General features: G+C 62.4%; 12 protein-coding genes. 2 read left to right on the plus strand and 10 right to left on the minus strand.

The window, feature by feature from the left end:
* Position 1 precedes the first annotated feature (1 nt).
* Both WMO46_RS12360 and WMO46_RS12365 read left to right on the plus strand, forming a co-directional pair.
* The gene (locus WMO46_RS12360; protein WP_129649936.1) at positions 2-3,100 is read left to right on the plus strand and encodes an efflux RND transporter permease subunit; all 3,099 of its coding nucleotides are present in this window, start codon (positions 2-4) and stop codon (positions 3,098-3,100) included.
* The gene (locus WMO46_RS12365; protein ID WP_129649938.1) at positions 3,097-4,494 is read left to right on the plus strand and encodes an efflux transporter outer membrane subunit; all 1,398 of its coding nucleotides are present in this window, start codon (positions 3,097-3,099) and stop codon (positions 4,492-4,494) included. Before WMO46_RS12360 ends, WMO46_RS12365 begins: the two co-directional genes overlap by 4 nt.
* 9 nt (positions 4,495-4,503) lie before the next feature.
* On the opposite strand, the gene WMO46_RS12370 is transcribed toward WMO46_RS12365, so the two are convergent.
* The 10 genes from WMO46_RS12370 to WMO46_RS12415 form a co-directional block, all read right to left on the minus strand.
* Entirely contained in the window at positions 4,504-5,082 is a 579-nt protein-coding gene (locus WMO46_RS12370; protein WP_349094431.1) for a Crp/Fnr family transcriptional regulator, read from the minus strand.
* An 81-nt stretch (positions 5,083-5,163) separates the two neighbouring features.
* Positions 5,164-6,516, minus strand: coding sequence for an MATE family efflux transporter (locus tag WMO46_RS12375; protein WP_129649940.1), 1,353 nt, complete (start codon positions 6,514-6,516; stop codon positions 5,164-5,166).
* A 102-nt stretch (positions 6,517-6,618) separates the two neighbouring features.
* On the minus strand, positions 6,619-7,998 hold the full coding sequence (locus WMO46_RS12380) for an aldo/keto reductase (protein WP_349094432.1): 1,380 nt from the start codon (positions 7,996-7,998) through the stop codon (positions 6,619-6,621).
* A gap of 11 nt (positions 7,999-8,009) precedes the next feature.
* Positions 8,010-9,491: a 4Fe-4S binding protein gene (locus tag WMO46_RS12385; RefSeq protein WP_349094433.1), complete on the minus strand. Its 1,482-nt coding sequence runs from the start codon at positions 9,489-9,491 to the stop codon at positions 8,010-8,012.
* A 28-nt stretch (positions 9,492-9,519) separates the two neighbouring features.
* On the minus strand, positions 9,520-10,059 hold the full coding sequence (locus tag WMO46_RS12390; protein ID WP_026076405.1) for a flavodoxin family protein: 540 nt from the start codon (positions 10,057-10,059) through the stop codon (positions 9,520-9,522).
* A gap of 30 nt (positions 10,060-10,089) precedes the next feature.
* Positions 10,090-11,316, minus strand: coding sequence for a cupin domain-containing carboxymuconolactone decarboxylase family protein (locus WMO46_RS12395; RefSeq protein WP_349094434.1), 1,227 nt, complete (start codon positions 11,314-11,316; stop codon positions 10,090-10,092).
* 3 nt (positions 11,317-11,319) lie between these two features.
* Positions 11,320-13,077 (minus strand): 1-deoxy-D-xylulose-5-phosphate synthase, encoded by a 1,758-nt coding sequence (locus tag WMO46_RS12400; protein WP_349094435.1) that lies wholly within the window; start codon positions 13,075-13,077, stop codon positions 11,320-11,322.
* A gap of 248 nt (positions 13,078-13,325) precedes the next feature.
* Positions 13,326-14,069: a 2,3-diphosphoglycerate-dependent phosphoglycerate mutase gene (gene gpmA, locus WMO46_RS12405; protein WP_129649950.1), complete on the minus strand. Its 744-nt coding sequence runs from the start codon at positions 14,067-14,069 to the stop codon at positions 13,326-13,328.
* Between the two features lie 2 nt (positions 14,070-14,071).
* Entirely contained in the window at positions 14,072-15,091 is a 1,020-nt protein-coding gene (locus WMO46_RS12410; RefSeq protein WP_129649952.1) for a 2-hydroxyacid dehydrogenase, read from the minus strand.
* Between the two features lie 48 nt (positions 15,092-15,139).
* Positions 15,140-16,192, minus strand: coding sequence for a class I fructose-bisphosphate aldolase (locus tag WMO46_RS12415; RefSeq protein ID WP_019150180.1), 1,053 nt, complete (start codon positions 16,190-16,192; stop codon positions 15,140-15,142).
* Positions 16,193-16,219: the final 27 nt, after the last annotated feature.

Consider the following 16,219-nt stretch of genomic DNA (forward strand, 5'->3'; position numbering starts at 1 on the left):
CATGAAATCGGATTTCTTTATCGACCGGCCCGTATTCTCGACCGTTCTCTCCATCGTCATCGTCATCGTCGGCCTGCTGGGACTGGTATTGCTGCCCGTGGACCAGTATCCGCGCATCGTGCCCCCGGTGGTGAAGGTTTCGGCATCGTATCCCGGCGCCAGCGCCCAGACCGTGACGCAGGCCGTCGCCACGCCCATCGAACAGGAACTCAACGGAACGCCCGGCATGCTCTACATGGAATCGACGAGCAGCAACTCGGGCGGTTTCTCCGCCACCGTCACGTTCGACATCGACACGGACGCCGACCTGGCGGCCGTCGAGATTCAGAACCGCGTGAAGCAGGCCGAGGCGCGTCTTCCGGCCGAAGTCATCCAGAACGGCATTTCGGTCGAGAAGCAGGCTTCGAGCCGCCTGATGACCATCACGCTGCTGTCGAACGACCCCAAGTTCGACGAGATATACCTTTCGAACTACGCCACGCTCAACGTGCTGGACATGCTGCGCCGCGTGAAGGGGGTCGGCAGCGTCTCGAACGTCGGCAGCCGCTACTACGCCATGCAGATCTGGGTGCAGCCCGACCGGCTGGCCAACCTCGGACTGACGGTCCAGGACCTGCAAAAGGCACTCAAAGACCAGAACCGCGAATCGGCGGCGGGCGTACTGGGCCAGCAGCCCATCACGGACCTCGATGTCACGATCCCGATCACCGCCCGCGGACGCCTTTCGTCGGTCCGCGAGTTCGAGGAGATCGTCATCCGCGCCAACCCCGACGGATCGCTCATCCGCCTCAGGGACGTGGCCCGCATCTCGCTCGAAGCCTCGTCGTACAGCACCGAGAGCGGCATCAACGGCGGCAATGCGGCCGTGATGAATATCAACATGCTGCCGGGCGCCAACGCCATGGAGGTGGCGCACTCGGTGCGCGAGACGATGGAGGAGATCAGCCGCAGCTTCCCCGAGGGCATCTCCTACAAGATTCCGTTCGACATGACCTCCTACATCTCGCAGTCGATCAAGGAGGTCTACCACACATTGTTCGAAGCCTTGCTGCTGGTGATCCTCGTGGTCTTCCTCTCGCTGCAAAACTGGCGCGCGACGCTCATCCCGACGATCGCCGTGCCGATCTCGCTGATCGGTACGTTCGGCGTGATGCTGGCTTTCGGATTCTCGCTCAACATGATGACTTTGCTGGGACTTATCCTCGCCATCGGCATCGTCGTGGACGACGCCATCGTGGTCGTCGAAGCCGTGGAACGCACGATGGACGAAGAGGGGCTCTCCCCGTACGAAGCCACGAAGAAAGCCATGAGCGGACTGGGCAGCGCCATCGTCGCCACGTCGCTGGTGCTGTGCGCCGTGTTCGTTCCCGTGAGCTTCCTCTCGGGCATCACCGGCCAGCTCTACCGCCAGTTCACCATCACCATCGCCGTTTCGGTGCTGATCTCGACGTTCGTGGCCCTGACGCTTTCGCCGGCCCTCTGCGCCCTGATCCTGCGCCCCGATCCGGGCAAGAAGAAAAACCGCCTTTTCCGCCGCATCAACATCTGGCTGGCCAACGGAACGAAGTTCTACGAACGGATGATCCGCGGCGGCGTGCACCATTCGAAACGCATGCTGGCGCTCTTCGGGCTGACGCTCGCGGCGCTGTGGGTGCTCAACCGGATCGTTCCCCAGAGCTTCATGCCGCAGGAGGACCAGGGCTATTTCACCGTCGAACTGGAACTTCCGGAAGGGGCCACGCTCGAACGTACGCGCCGCGTGACGGACCGCGCTATGGAGTACCTGATGTCGCTCGAAGAGGTGGAATACGTGCTCAACGTCACCGGATCGAGCCCCCGCGTGGGCACCAACCAGTCGCGCAGCCAGCTGACGGTGATCCTCAAACCGTGGGAGGAGCGCAAAAATTCGGACATCCGCCGGCTGATGAACGACATCCGCGAGGAGATGCGCCGTTATCCCGAAAGCAAGGTCTACCTCTCGACGCCGCCCGTCATTCCGGGACTGGGCGCCTCGGGCGGTTTCGAAATGGTGCTCGAAGCCCGCGGCAACGCCTCGTACGGCGACCTCCAGCGGGCCGTGGACACGCTACTGCACTACGCATCGAAGCGCAAGGAGCTGACGGGCCTCTCGTCGTCGATGCAGAGCGACATCCCGCAGCTCTATTTCGACGTGGACCGCGACAAGGCCCAGATGCTCGGCGTTCCGATGGCCGACATCTTCTCGACGATGAAGACCTTCACCGGATCGGTCTACGTCAATGACTTCAACATGTTCAACCGCATCTACCGCGTCTACATCCAGGCCGAAGCCCCGTACCGGGCCCAGCGGGAGAATCTGGGTCTCTTCTTCGTGCGGGGCGCCGACAAGGCGATGATCCCCATCACGGCCCTCGGTACGACCTCCTACACCACAGGACCGGGCACCATCCGGCGTTTCAACATGTTCAACGCGGCGACCGTCTCGGGCGAGGCGGCGCAGGGATACAGCTCGGGGCAGGCTATGGCCATCCTCGAACAGATCGCCCGCCGCCACCTGCCGCAGTCGATCGGCGTCGAGTGGAGCGGCCTTTCCTATCAGGAAAAGCACGTCAGCGGCCAGACGGGGTACGTGCTGGCGCTGGCTTTCCTCTTCGTCTTCCTGTTCCTCGCGGCGCAGTACGAAAGCTGGCTGATCCCCGTGGCGGTGATCCTCTCGCTGCCGATCGCAGGCATCGGCGCCTATCTGGGCAACTGGGCCTGCGGACTGGAGAACAACATCTACTTCCAGATCGGACTGGTGATGCTGGTGGGGCTGGTGGCCAAGAACGCCATCCTGATCGTCGAGTTCGCCAAGGACGAGGTCGAAAAGGGCCGCGACATCCTCACGGCCGTCATTCTGGCCGCACGCCTGCGCTTCCGGCCCATCGTCATGACTTCGCTGGCCTTCATCCTCGGCATGCTGCCGCTGGTCTTCGCCAGCGGTCCCGGATCGGCCAGCCGGCAGGGCATCGGCACGGGCGTCTTCTTCGGCATGCTGGTGGCCATCACCGTCGGCATCGTCTTCGTGCCGCTGTTCTTCGTCTGGGTGTATAAACTGAAGGAAAAATGGAGTACGCGATGAAACGAAGCACTTTATATATCTTCGGAGCCCTGCTGCTGACTCTGGCGGGAGGTTGCTCCGTGCAGAAGAAATGCCCGGCCCCGGAACTGAACCTCCCCGCCGAGATCGTCGCCGGACGCACCGATTCGCTGACCATCGGCGACATGGCCTGGTGGGAGGTCTACACCGACACGACGCTCTGCCGGCTGATCGGCCGCACGCTCGACCGCAACCGCAACATGCAGTCCGCCGAAGCGCGCATCCGCCAGCTGGAGGAGCTCTACCGGGTAAGCAAGGCGGCCCGGCTGCCGTCGCTCGGAGGGTTGGTGCTCGCCGACAACGAGACCAACGACTATTACGGCGAGGCCCACAAGAGCGACGCTGAATTCAGCGTCAAGGCGACCCTGAGCTGGGAAGCCGACCTGTGGGGCAACCTGCGGTGGGCCAAACGCAAGGGCGCGGCGGAATATCTCGCCTCGGTCGAGGCGGCCCGGGCCATGCAAATGACGCTCGTCGCCGAGGTGGCCACGGCCTATTTCGAGCTGACGGCGCTGGATCACGAACTGGACGTGGTGCGCCGCACGGTGGAGACCCGCGAGGAGAGCATGCGGCAGGCCCGGCTGCGTTTCGAAGGCGGCCTGACCTCCGAGACGGCCTACCAGCAAGCGAAAGTCGAGCTGGCGAGCGCCTCGGCGCTGATTCCCGACCTCGAACTGAAAATCGCCCAAAAAGAGAACCAGATCTCGGTGCTCGCGGGAGGCTATCCCGCCCGCGTGTCGCGCAGCAAGATGAACCTGAATGTCACGATGCCCGACTCGCTGGCCATAGGAGTGCCCTCGACGCTGTTGCAGCGCCGTCCCGACGTGCGGCAGGCCGAGCAGAATCTGAAAGCCGCAATGGCGGCGGCCGGCATGGCCTATGCCGACCGGTTCCCGCGGCTGACGATCTCGCTGACGGGAGGACTCGAAAACGACGCCCTCAAAGGGCTCATCGAATCCCCGTTCTCCTATGCCGTCGGCAACCTCACGGCGCCGCTGTTCGCCTTCGGATCGAAACGGGCGAAATACCGCGCGGCACTGGCGGCCTACGACCAGGCGCGGCTGGCTTACGAACAAAAGGTGCTGGAGGTCTTCCGGGAGGTCAACGACGCCGTGGTCGCCTATCGCAACATGCGCAGGACCGCCGAACTGAAATTCAACCTCAAAGAGGCGGCCCGGCAGTATGTCGTGCTGGCCAAGTTGCAGTACATAAACGGGGTGATCCGCTACATCGACGTACTCGACGCCCAGCGGAAATTCTTCGACGCGCAGGTCGAGGAGAGCAAGGCCGTGCGCAACGAACATCTGGCGCTGGTCGGGCTCTACAAGGCCCTCGGCGGCGGATGGGATACCCCGGAGCGCGAAAAGAAAGGCTGACCCCGACGGTCAGCCTTTTTTCTTCCCCAGTTTGGCCCGGATGCGGCTCAGCGACTGCGGCGTGATCCAGAGGTAGGAGGCGATGTGTTTCAGCGGCACGACCTGCAACAGTTCGGGGCTCTCGGCCATCAGCGTCCGGTAACGCTCCTCGGCCCGCGGGGCCCCACCCGAAAGAATCCAGTTTTCAAGCGCCATAAACTGCTCCTCGAAGAGCCGCCGTCCGAAATTGGCCGCCCCGACCGACGAGGCGAAAAACTCCTCCAGATCGGCTTTGGCGATGCCGTACAGCTCGGCGTCGCACATCGCCTCGATGGTGATCTGCGAAGGGGCATTGCCGACATATCCCCACGTCGAAAAAAGCGCCTCGCCCTCGCCGGCGAACCACACCGAAACATCTGCGCCGTCGTTGCAGTAGCGGCCCAGCCAGATGCCGCGGCTCACGACGTAGAAATCGGAATTGCGTTCGCCCTCGCGGACCACACATTCGCCCTTCCGGAAGGTCCGTCGCTCCATCCGTTCCACGAGCCGCCGGCACTCCTCAGTGGGAAGGTTGTATTTCCGGCTGAATTTTTCGATAAAAGCCTCCATGCCTTACAGATTTGAGAAGACAAAGATAGCACAAAATCGAACAACCGGCCCCTTTTCAGCCGCAAGCCATCCTGCACCCCTCTAAAACCTGCTTTTCAAGCGGGTCCGATAGTAGATCGCCATGACGACCCCGAAGGTAAGCACCTCGGCCAGCGGCACGGCCAGCCAGATGCCCTCGACATCCAGCAGCAGGGGCAGTCCGAAGAAGCAGAGCACCATGAAGACGAATCCGCGCAGGAGGGTGACCAACATGGCCGGACGCGCCCGCTCGACGCTCTGGAAATAACTGATCGCCACGATGTTCACGGCAAAAAAGACGAATCCCGACGCGAACAGCGGAAGCCCCCGGACGGCGATGTCGTAAGCGGGGCAGGCGCTGTCGATGAACATGGCCACGATTTCGCGGCTGAAAAGCGCCGTCACGCCGAAGAAACCCAGTCCGGCCGTCAGGGCCGTCATCAGCGCCAGCCGGAACGCCTTGCGCACACGCGCGTCGTTGCCCGCGCCGAAATTGTAGCTCAGGATCGGCTGTGCCGACTGGCCGATGGCATTGTAGACCATGAAGATAATCGGAAAGAAGTAACAGGCGATGCTGAACGCCGCCACGCCGTCCTCGCCCAGATAGCGGATAAAGACGTAGTTCCCGGCGAACATCATCGTCGCAATGGCTCCTTCGCACAGGAAGGTCGAGAGCCCCAGCCGGCACATGTACTCCACATTGCGCAAGGTCAGGCGCATGCTTTTGCGGCTCAGTTTCACACGGCAGAAACGCACGACCCGCCGGCGGCCGCTCAGATAGACGAGGATCATCCCCGCACCCACGATATAGCCCAGGCTCGTAGCCAGCGCGGCGCCCGTCATCCCCCAGCCGAAGATGAAGATGAACACGTAGTCCAGCGCGATATTGATGACCGCCGGAACGGCGTTGCAAAGCATGGCGTAATTGGGCGACCCGTCGAGACGGATGAAAAACATCCCCGAGCTGAGCAGGGCGCTGAAAGGCAGGAAAGGCGCGAACCAGTGCATGTACTCCACGGCCAGCGGCAGCAGGCGGTCCGAGCTGCCCAGCAGCCGGGCAACTGCGGGAGCGTACCAGGTAATGAGGAAGCTGTATGTCGCCAGCAGCAGCGACGAAACCACCACGGCCTGCGTCACGTTGATACGCGCGACCTTGACTTTCCCCTGCGAGAGGTGGATCGAGGCCACGACCGAGGCCCCGACGCCGAACATCAGTCCGACGCCTGTGCTGATGAGGAACAGCGGGGCGGTGATGTTGACCGCGGCCAGGGCGTCGCTGCCGATGCCGCGGCCCACGAAAATCCCGTCCGTGATGACGAATACGGCCGAGAAAATCATCCCCAGCACGGTAGGAATCAGCAGTTTGCGGAACAATTTCGGAATGTCCATGCTGCCGAAATCAATACTGTCTTTCATAAGGCTCGTTTTTCGGAGTGCAAAGATACGCGCTTGCGGCCGGGCAAAAATTAACATTTGGTAAAAAAAGCCCCTCCGAGGGGAGGGGCCGTATGCGGGGCGTCAGAGAGTTCCCCGTTTGAGCTGCTCGACGAAACGGTCGATGCGGCGCAGCTGCTGCGGGATTTTGATCGACTGCGGGCAGTGCGACACGCATTGGTCGCAGCCGATGCAATGGCTCGCCTGCCGGAGCTTCGGCACCGAGCGGTCGTAGCCGACGAGGAAGGCCCGGCGGGCCTTCCGGTAAGCGGGGTCCTGCCGGTCTTTCGGGACATTGCCCTCGTTCACACAGCGGTTGTAGTGGGCGAAAATCCCCGGAATGTCCAGTCCGTAGGGACAGGGCATGCAGTACTGACACTCGGTGCAGGGCACGGTGGGGTATTTCAGCATCACCTGCGCCGTGTCCTCCAGCAGCGCCAGTTCGTCGTCGGTGCAGGGTTCGAGCGGCGAATAGGTGCGGATATTGTCCTGCAAATGCTCCATGTAGGTCATGCCGCTCAGCACGGTCAGCACCCCGGGGTAGGAACCCGCAAAGCGGAACGCCCACGAAGCGGTGCTCTGCGTCGGACGGCGTTCTTTGAGCCGTTCGCTCAGATGGTCGTTCAGCCGCGAGAGACGGCCGCCCAGCAGCGGCTCCATGATCACGGCCGGAATGCCGCGCTTCTCCAACTCGCCGTACAGGTAGTCGGCATTGACGTTGCGGCCCCCGGCATGCTTCCAATCGACGTAGTTCATCTGTATCTGCACGAAGTCCCACACGGCCTCGCCCCGGTCATGCATCGCCAGCAGGTGGTCGAAGACCTTCCGGTCGCCGTGGAACGACCACCCGAGGTTGCGGATGCGCCCCGCCTCGCGTTCGCGCAGGAGAAAGTCGAGCACGCCGTTGTCGATGAACCGCTCGTTGAAGGTCTCCACGCCTTTGCCGCCGCCCACCGAGTGTAGCAGGTAGTAGTCCAGATAATCGACCTGCAATTCGGCCATCGACCGGCGGTACATGGCCAACGAATTTTCGCGTGTGAAATTCGAGAAATTGGACATCTTCGTGGCGACGAACACCTTCTCGCGCGGATGGCGTTTGAGGGCGATGCCCGTGGATTTTTCGGAAAATCCCTGCACGTAGACGGGCGCCGTGTCGAAATAGTTGACCCCGTGGGCAACGGCATAATCGACCAGTTCGTTGACGGCCTCCTGGTCGATCGGATTCCCATCGGCCGCAGGCGTCTCCAGCAGCGGCCAGCGCATGCAGCCGTATCCCAGCAGCGACACCCGGTCGCCGGTCGCCGGCGTCGTCCGGAAGGTCATCCGGTCGGTCGGGACTTCACCGACAGCGGCGGCAGCCCCCGGGGCCCGCTTTCCGCAGCCGTAAATCCCCGCGGTCGCGGCGGCGGCCCCGGCACCGAAGAGTTTCAGAAACTCGCGGCGGTCTATCTTTTTCTTCTCCATCTCTTCGCTTTTTAGATGATTCGCTGACGTTGGTGGCCTTCGACATAGATTGCGCTGAACGGACGCGCCGGGCAGAGGTTCTCGCAGGCTCCGCAGCCGATGCAACGCTCTTCGAGCACGGCCGGAATGCGCGGCGACTGCGGATCGCTGGGATCGCGGGGCACCATCTTGATCGCCCCCGCGGGACAATGGCGGGAACAGTTGTTGCAGTGCACGCCGTCGGTGTTGACCACGCAGTTTTCGGCGATCCACACCGCATGGCCTATCTGCGTCGCCGACTTCTCCGCGAGGTCCGCGAGGCGGATGGCGTCCGTAGGACACACCTCGGCACAGCGGGCGCACTCCGGACGGCAATAGCCGCGCTCATACGACATCTCGGGCTTCATCAGCATCGACAGCCGCCCCGAAGGACGCAGCACCTGATTCGGGCAGGCCGACACGCACAACTGGCACGAGGTGCAATGCGTCGTGAAGCGGCGCAGATTCTGCGCTCCCGGAGGCAGGATCGGCACGGCACGGTCCGGGATCTTCTTCTCCTCGATCACGGCCAGTCCGCCATCGACCTTCTTCTCCTGCGCACGCAGGACGGTGTAGGCGAAGAGCCCCAGCACACCGAAGAACCGGCGCCGCGAAGCGTCGGTCCGAGGCTCCCCGGCAGGGGAAGCCGACGGCCGTTCCGGCCGCCGCAGGGTATAGGTGATAGCCCCCTGATGACAGGATTCGAGACAATCCATGCAAGCCACGCAACGGCTGTAATCGATCGTATGGTTCGCCGGGTCGATGCACGACGCCTTGCAGCTGCGGGCGCAGAGTTTGCAGCCGTTGCATTTCGACACGTCGAAACGCGGCCGGAACAGCGAGCGGCGGGACAACACGCCCAGCAGCGTTCCCACCGGGCAGACCGTGTTGCACCACGTGCGTCCGCTGCGCCAGGCGAGGAAGGAGAGTCCTGCGAACGTCACGACGGCGATGAGGAACATCCCGAGGCTCTTCATCCACACCTCCACCGAATAGAAAGCGTAGCTGTCCATCCGCTCGGCGATCCAGGCCAGTCCGTTGTTGCCCCACGCATAGATCGGTGCGAAAAGATTCGATGCGATCCGGCCGTAGGCGCTGTACGGGGCGATCAGCCAGCCGACGCCCGCCAGCATCGCCGCGACGAACACCGCCAGCATCGTCCAGCGCAGCCACGTGAGCGCGGGGGAGTAGCCGAAGCGGTAGCGGTGCTTTTTACGCCGCCCCGCGAACCACGACACGATGTCCTGCATCACCCCCAGCGGGCAGATGACCGAACAATAGACCCGTCCGAAAAGCAGGGTCAGCGCCACGAGCGCCAGCACCACGCCGACGTTCACGGCCAGCAGGGCGGGCAGGAACTGGATTTTCGCCATCCACCCGAACCACGCATGGAGCGTCCCCGTAAAGTCGAGGAACAGCAGGGTAATCAGCAGAAAGAAGAGGACCGCCGCAACGATCCGGATTTTTCGCAGCATCTCTATTTAAGTTTGTTATACGGCATTTTCACGCCCGCAGGCCCAGTTCGTACGCCTCCTGCATCGCGGGCGAGGATTCGATCTCCCCGACGTGCCAGGCCCCGACGCCGTAGACCACGCCGCGCTCCACGGGCCCTTCGAGACAGTCGAGGAATCCGCGGAAACACTCCACCGTGCGCTCCATCATCGGAATGCTCTCCTCGGCGGCCGTCAGGATAAAGTAGAACTCCTTGTCGGTCATCTCGGTATAGCGGGCGCAGCAGCGGTCGATCAGCGTCTTCATCTGGCCGCACACCGTGTAGAAATAGACCGGCGTGGCCATCACGATCACATCCGCGGCGACCATCTTCTCCAACACCCCGGCGGCATCGTCCCGCTGGGGGCAGGGATGCTCGCCGTTGTAGCAGCGGTTGCACCCCGTACAATAATTGATCTTCAGGTCTTTGAGAAACACCTTCTCGACTTCGAGACCCGCCTCGCGGGCTCCCTCCATGAAACGGTCGCACAGCAGGTCGGAATTTCCGCCGCGCCGCGGACTGGATGAGATTATCAAAACTTTCCTGGCCATATCGTCAATGCAGGTTATTCACGTCATTCGTCATTCAGGCAGCACTTCGTTCAGGCATCCGATGGCGTTCAGCGTCCGCGGATAGCCTATGTAGGGCAGAAGCTGCGTCACGACGGCCAGCAGGACAGCCTTGTCGTTGCCGAGGTTCACGTTGCCGGCGATGTGCCCCTTCACCTGCGGTTCGCAGCCGCCGAGCGACACGAGCAGCGAGAAGGTCACCAGCTCGCGCGTCTTCACGTCCAGTCCCCCGCGGGTCAGGAAATCCCCGAAGCAGTTGTCCGACAAATATTGCTGGATATGCTTCTGATTCTCGGGAGCCGCCTCCCGCATCGCGTCGATATGCCCGGCGCCGAAGATCGACCGCTGCACGGCCAGTCCCTTTTCGAAACGGTCCGCAGGGGTCGTCGTTGACTGCCCTTCGAGAGGCAGGCCGACGCCGCGGGCCTCCAACACGTCGTTGGCCGCCCCGATGAAATCGGCGACCTTCGCCATGCCGACATAAGGAACCGCCTGATAAAGAACCTCTTTCACCTCAACGGGCGTAACGCCCGCCCCGAGCGCCGCATCGAGCGTCGCCCGGAATGCGGCGCGGCCCTGCGAAGCGACGTTCGACGCCAGAATGCACATCAGCCGCGTCCGGGCGTCGAGGCCGCCGTGTCCGAGCACCTCGCCGAGCGCAAAGTTATCAAAAATTTCGAATAATTCGGGATCTTTCGCCCCGTCCACCGGAATTCCTTCGGAAAAAACCGGACGCGAAGCCGTCGCCGCATCATACTGCGCATCATCGACGGGTTCCAGCCACGTGTTCACATTGGTCGCAGGGTTGCACTCGACGGCCAGATGGGAGAACCAGCTGTCGGGAGCCGCCCCGTGCCAGTGCACCACGTCGGGAGCGATCTCCACCACGTCGCCCGGCAGCAGCTCCCGGGCCGGCCGGCCCTTTTCCTGATAGTAGCCCCGTCCGCCGACGGCGATCAGAAGCTGACCGCCCGTATGGCTGTGCCAGTTGTTGCGGCATCCGGGCGAGAAGGTGACGTTCGACACGGGGACGTTCAGCGCCACGTCCGTCGTCAGGCGGGCCAGCCAGGCCTGCCCGGTAAAATACTTCGAAAACTGTTCCGGAAGCGGTTCGCCCTGCGGAAACATCTGTTGAAAAGTCTTTTCGTTTTCCATACGTCTCTCTTGTGCCGGCAGCGTGCCCGCCGCCAGGACGGACACGACACCGAACACGGTTAAAATCCATAATTTCCGTTTCATAGCTCAATTCATGACTGTGACGACATCCTCTACGATCTGTCCGGGCGTGAGCCGGTTTTCGCGCAGGAACTCTTCGGGATCGAAGCGGTCTGCGAACTCCTTCCGGGCCCCGCAGTTGAGCACCTTCATCTCCGACGTGCCGTAGAAGCGTGCGATCTTCTCGCCGAAACCGCCGTCCAGCACGCCGTCTTCCAGCGTCACCACCAGCCGGTGATCGGCTTTCAGTTCCGACAGCAGCGCTTCGTCGATGCCGGTAATGTAGCGCGGATTGATCAGCGTGGCTTCGATTCCCGTCCGCTCTTTCAGCAGCTCCGCAACCTCCTCGCCGAGCCCGAAGAAGGAACCCAGCGCCACGACGGCCACGCCGCTTCCCCGACGGACGACCTCGTAGCGGTTCAGCTCGCCGTAATCCGCCGCGACGAACCCCTCGCGCGAGGAAACCTCCGCGGCCGGAACGCGGATGGCCACGGGGTGCTCCGTCTGGCGCATGCTCCAATCCAACATGGCGAAATACTCCTCCCGGCAGGTCGGAGCCAGATAGACCAGATTCGGAATGTTCCCCAGCAGCGGAATGTCGAAGAAACAGAGGTGCGTAACGTCGTTCATCGCCGTCAGCGAGCCCCAGAAAACCAGCAGCACGGCCGGATTGCCGTTGATGCAAAGGTCCTGCGAAAGCTGGTCGTACGCCCGCTGAATGAACGTGCTGTAAACCCCGTAGACGGGTTTGCCGCCGCCCTTGGCAATTCCGGAGGCCAGTGCCACGGCATGCTCCTCGGCGATGCCGACATCCACGAACTGCGCCCCGGCCTCCCGGCGGCGCTCCGGCGTGAAGCCCATCACCGAAGGGGTTCCCGACGTAATGGCCACCACGCGCGGGTCCTGCTTCATCCGTTCGAGCAGATAGCGCGCCGTCAGCGCGTCGTACCCCTCCGCTCCGGCCGGAGCCGTCGGTTCGCCCGTCGCCAGGTCGAACGGCGCCCGCCAATGGTAGGTCTCCCGGTCCTGCTCGGCACGGGCGTATCCCTTGCCTTTCAGCGTATTGATATGCACGACGACGGGATGAGCCGTATCCTTCACGGCGGAGAACGCCCCGATCAGAGCCTCCACGTCGTTGCCGTCGGCGACATAGCGATAATCGAAGCCCATCGCCCGGAAGAAGTTGCAGGCGCAGTTTCCGCCGCTTTCGCGCAGCTCTTGCAGATTGCCGTAAAGCCCGCCGTGATTCTCGGCAATGGACATCTGGTTGTCGTTCACGACGACGATGAAATTCGTGCCCAGTTCGGCAGCGTAGTCCAGCCCCTCGAACGCCTCGCCTCCGCTCAGCGATCCGTCGCCGATGACGGCCACGACATTCCCTTCGCCGCCCTGCAAGTCGCGGGCCTTGGCCAGTCCGCCCGCCAGACTGACCGACGTGGAGGTGTGGCCGATGACGAAGTGGTCGTGTTCGCTCTCCGACGGTTCGGAATAACCCGAAACCCCGTCGTATTCCGCAGGATCGAGGAACGCCCGGCGGCGTCCGGTCAGCATCTTGTGCACGTAACTCTGGTGCGAAACGTCGAAGACGAGCTTGTCTTTCGGCGAATCGAAAACATAGTGCAGGGCCACGGTCGCCTCTACCATGCCCAGATTGGGCCCGAAGTGCCCGCCGTGCGCGCTGACCTTGTGCAGCAGCGCTTCACGGATCTCACCGCTCAGCAGGGTGAGTTCCCCGACGGAAAGCCGTTTCACATCTGCCGGGGAGTCGATTTTCTCCAAATACATATCGTTTCTGTTTTTATCAGGTTCGTTCCGTCCGCCCGTCGGCGGGTTCACGATGCAAAAATAGGGTGGTTCGCGCAATAAATACGTACCCGGATTACGGTTCGGCATACCAATTTTACACATTTCGGGCCGTCGGCGTAAGACGCCGATTCGAAGAGCGGCACAAAAAAGCCCGCTCAGAGAGCGGGCGGGAGCAGGAAACCGGCTCGAAAGCGACCGAACCGACAAGTGTCCCTAAAAGGGGCGTCTTACGCCTTGCCCTGATTGGCGACGGCCTCCATCAGTTTGGCGATCTCGGCGGGATCGCCCAGGAAATAGTCCTTCACATAGCCCAGCCCCTCGTCGAACTCGAAGACGTAGGGCACGGCCGTCGGGAGGTTGAACTCCGAGATGGCCTCGTCCGAAATGCCTTTCAGGTTCTTGATGATGCCGCGCAGGCTGTTGCCGTGGGCCACGACCAGCACCTGATCGTAACGGGCCAGCGCCGGGAGTATCTCGCACTCCCAATAGGGCATCGTGCGGGCCACGGTGTCGCGGAGCGACTCGGTGCGGGGCAGTTCGGCATCGGGAATCCCTGCGTAACGGGGATCGAGGCGCGGATTGCGCGAATCGTCCTCGGCCAAGGGCGCGGGAGCCACGTCGTAGCTGCGGCGCCAGACATGCACCTGCTCGTCGCCGTACTTCTCGGCCGTCTCGCGCTTGTTCAGCCCCTGCAACATGCCGTAGTGCTTCTCGTTGAGCCGCCACGTCTTCGTCACCGGAATCCAGTCCAGATCCATCCGATCGAGCACGACATCGAGGGTCTTCACGGCCCGTTTCAAATAAGAGGTATAGGCGCATCCGAAATGAAACCCCTCCTTGCGGAGCGTCTCCCCGGCTTTCACCGCCTCGGCGACGCCCTTTTCGCTCAAATCCACATCGGTCCACCCCGTGAACCGGTTCTCCCTGTTCCATACGCTCTCGCCGTGGCGGAGCAAAACGATCTTTTTCATGGCTATTTTACGACTGCGTTTTCGGGTTCGGCGCGCACCTCGTTCACCAGCTCCCGGCGTTCCGAAAAATCACTGATATTCTGCAACGTAGTATGCGCTATATTATCCAATGCTTCACGTGTGAAAAATCCCTGATGCGAGGTGACGATCACGTTGTTGAACGACAGCAGGCGCGCCAGCACGTCGTCGTCCATGATCCGGTCCGAGGTGTCCTCGTAGAAGTAGTCGGCCTCCTCCTCGTAGACATCCAGCCCCGCGGCCCCGATCTTCTTCTCCTTCAGCCCGTCGATCAGCGCCTCGGTGTGGATCAGCTGGCCGCGGCCCGTGTTGATGAGGATCACGCCCGGCTTCATGTGCGAGATGGCCACGTCGCCGATCATGTAGCGCGTCCGGTCGGTCAGGGGGCAGTGCAGCGAGATGATGTCCGCACGGCTGTACAACTCGTCGAGCGACACGTAGGTAATACCCGCCTCGGCGGCATAGCGCCGGTCGGGGTAGGGATCGTAAGCCACGACCGTCATGCCGAAGCCCTTGAGGATGCGGATCAGCTCGCGGGCGATCTTGCCCGTGCCGACGATGCCGGCGGTCTTGCCGTACATGTCGAATCCCAGCAGGCCGTGGAGCGAGAAATTGCCGTCGCGCGTGCGCCAGTAGGCGCGGTGGACCTTGCGGTTGAGCGCCAGCATCAGCGCCACGGCGTGTTCGGCCACGGCATGCGGCGAATAGGCCGGAACCCGCACCACGGGAATCCCGTAGCGGGCCGCGGCATTCAGGTCCACGTTGTTGAAGCCCGCACAGCGCAGCGCGATCAGCTTCACGTTCAGATCGGCCAGCTGGCGGATGGTTTCGGCGTCGGCCGTGTCGTTGACGAAGATGCAGACCGCATCGGAGCCCCTGGCAAGAGCTACGTTATTGGCGTTCAGATGGCTGCGGTGGTAGCATATATCGAATCCGTAAGCGTCGCGGATGCGCTCGAAAGACTCCTTGTCGTAAGGCTGTGTTCCGAAAAGCGTTATTTTCATAATTGCACGTTTGGTTACTGTATAAGAACGTTTTCCACGGCCGCAATATTATGCGATCGTCACCTCGTCGTCGAGATAAACGTCCTGAACGGCGTGCAGCAGCGCGATGCCCTCCTTCATCGGACGCTGAAAGGCTTTGCGGCCGCTGATGAGCCCCATGCCGCCGGCGCGCTTGTTGACGACGGCCGTCGTGACCGCCTCTTTCAGATCGGACTCCCCGTGCGACTCGCCGCCCGAGTTGATAAGCCCCACGCGGCCCATGTAGCCGTTGGCCACCTGATAACGGCAAAGGTCGATAGGGTGGTCGGAGGTCAGTTCCGTGTAGACCTTGTCGCCGGTCTTGCCGAAGCCGACGGCCCGGAAGCCGCCGTTGTTCGACGGGAGTTTCTGCTTCACGATGTCGGCCTTGATCGTCACGCCCAGATGGTCGGCCTGCCCCGTGAGGTCGGCCGAGGCATGGTAATCGACGCCCTCCTTTTTGAATCCCTCGTTGCGCAGGTAACACCACAGGATCGTCGCCATGCCCAGTTCATGCGCCTCGTCGAAGGCGCGGGCGATCTCGACCAGCTGCCGGCGGCTCTGCTCCGAACCGAAATAGATCGTAGCCCCGACGGCCGCGGCGCCCATGTTCCACGCATCGCGCACCGAGCCGAACAGGACCTGGTCGTAGGAGTTGGGATAGGAAAGCAGCTCGTTGTGGTTGAGCTTGACGATGAACGGTATCCTGTGCGCATATTTCCGGGCCACGGCCCCGAGCACGCCGAAGGTCGAAGCCACGGCATTGCAGCCGCCCTCGAGAGCCAGCTTCACGATGTTCTCCGGATCGAAATAGGCGGGATTCGGGGCGAACGAGGCCCCCGCGGAGTGCTCGATGCCCTGATCCACGGGCAGGATCGAGACATAGCCCGTGCCGCCCAGGCGGCCGTTCGAGAGAATCCACCGGAGGCTGCCCAGCGTGCGGATGTTGCGGTCGGAATCCGTCCAGATGCGCTCCACAGTGTCGGGTCCCGGCAGGTACAACGACTTCTTGTCGATCGTGCGGCATACGTGGGAGAGGTAATAACCGGCCTGCTCCCCGAGAATTTCAACAGTCTTGCTCATATCATCACTTTTTTAGGATTGATATTT

Source organism: Alistipes intestinihominis (assembly GCF_040095975.1).
Lineage (GTDB): Bacteria > Bacteroidota > Bacteroidia > Bacteroidales > Rikenellaceae > Alistipes > Alistipes senegalensis.

Coding starts and splice junctions, on each gene's coding strand:
- WMO46_RS12360 (WP_129649936.1), top strand. CDS start 2: ATGAAATCGGATTTCTTTATCGACCGGCCCGTATTCTCGACCGTTCTC.
- WMO46_RS12365 (WP_129649938.1), top strand. CDS start 3,097: ATGAAACGAAGCACTTTATATATCTTCGGAGCCCTGCTGCTGACTCTG.
- WMO46_RS12370 (WP_349094431.1), bottom strand. CDS start 5,082: ATGGAGGCTTTTATCGAAAAATTCAGCCGGAAATACAACCTTCCCACT.
- WMO46_RS12375 (WP_129649940.1), bottom strand. CDS start 6,516: ATGAAAGACAGTATTGATTTCGGCAGCATGGACATTCCGAAATTGTTC.
- WMO46_RS12380 (WP_349094432.1), bottom strand. CDS start 7,998: ATGGAGAAGAAAAAGATAGACCGCCGCGAGTTTCTGAAACTCTTCGGT.
- WMO46_RS12385 (WP_349094433.1), bottom strand. CDS start 9,491: ATGCTGCGAAAAATCCGGATCGTTGCGGCGGTCCTCTTCTTTCTGCTG.
- WMO46_RS12390 (WP_026076405.1), bottom strand. CDS start 10,059: ATGGCCAGGAAAGTTTTGATAATCTCATCCAGTCCGCGGCGCGGCGGA.
- WMO46_RS12395 (WP_349094434.1), bottom strand. CDS start 11,316: ATGAAACGGAAATTATGGATTTTAACCGTGTTCGGTGTCGTGTCCGTC.
- WMO46_RS12400 (WP_349094435.1), bottom strand. CDS start 13,077: ATGTATTTGGAGAAAATCGACTCCCCGGCAGATGTGAAACGGCTTTCC.
- gpmA (WP_129649950.1), bottom strand. CDS start 14,069: ATGAAAAAGATCGTTTTGCTCCGCCACGGCGAGAGCGTATGGAACAGG.
- WMO46_RS12410 (WP_129649952.1), bottom strand. CDS start 15,091: ATGAAAATAACGCTTTTCGGAACACAGCCTTACGACAAGGAGTCTTTC.
- WMO46_RS12415 (WP_019150180.1), bottom strand. CDS start 16,192: ATGAGCAAGACTGTTGAAATTCTCGGGGAGCAGGCCGGTTATTACCTC.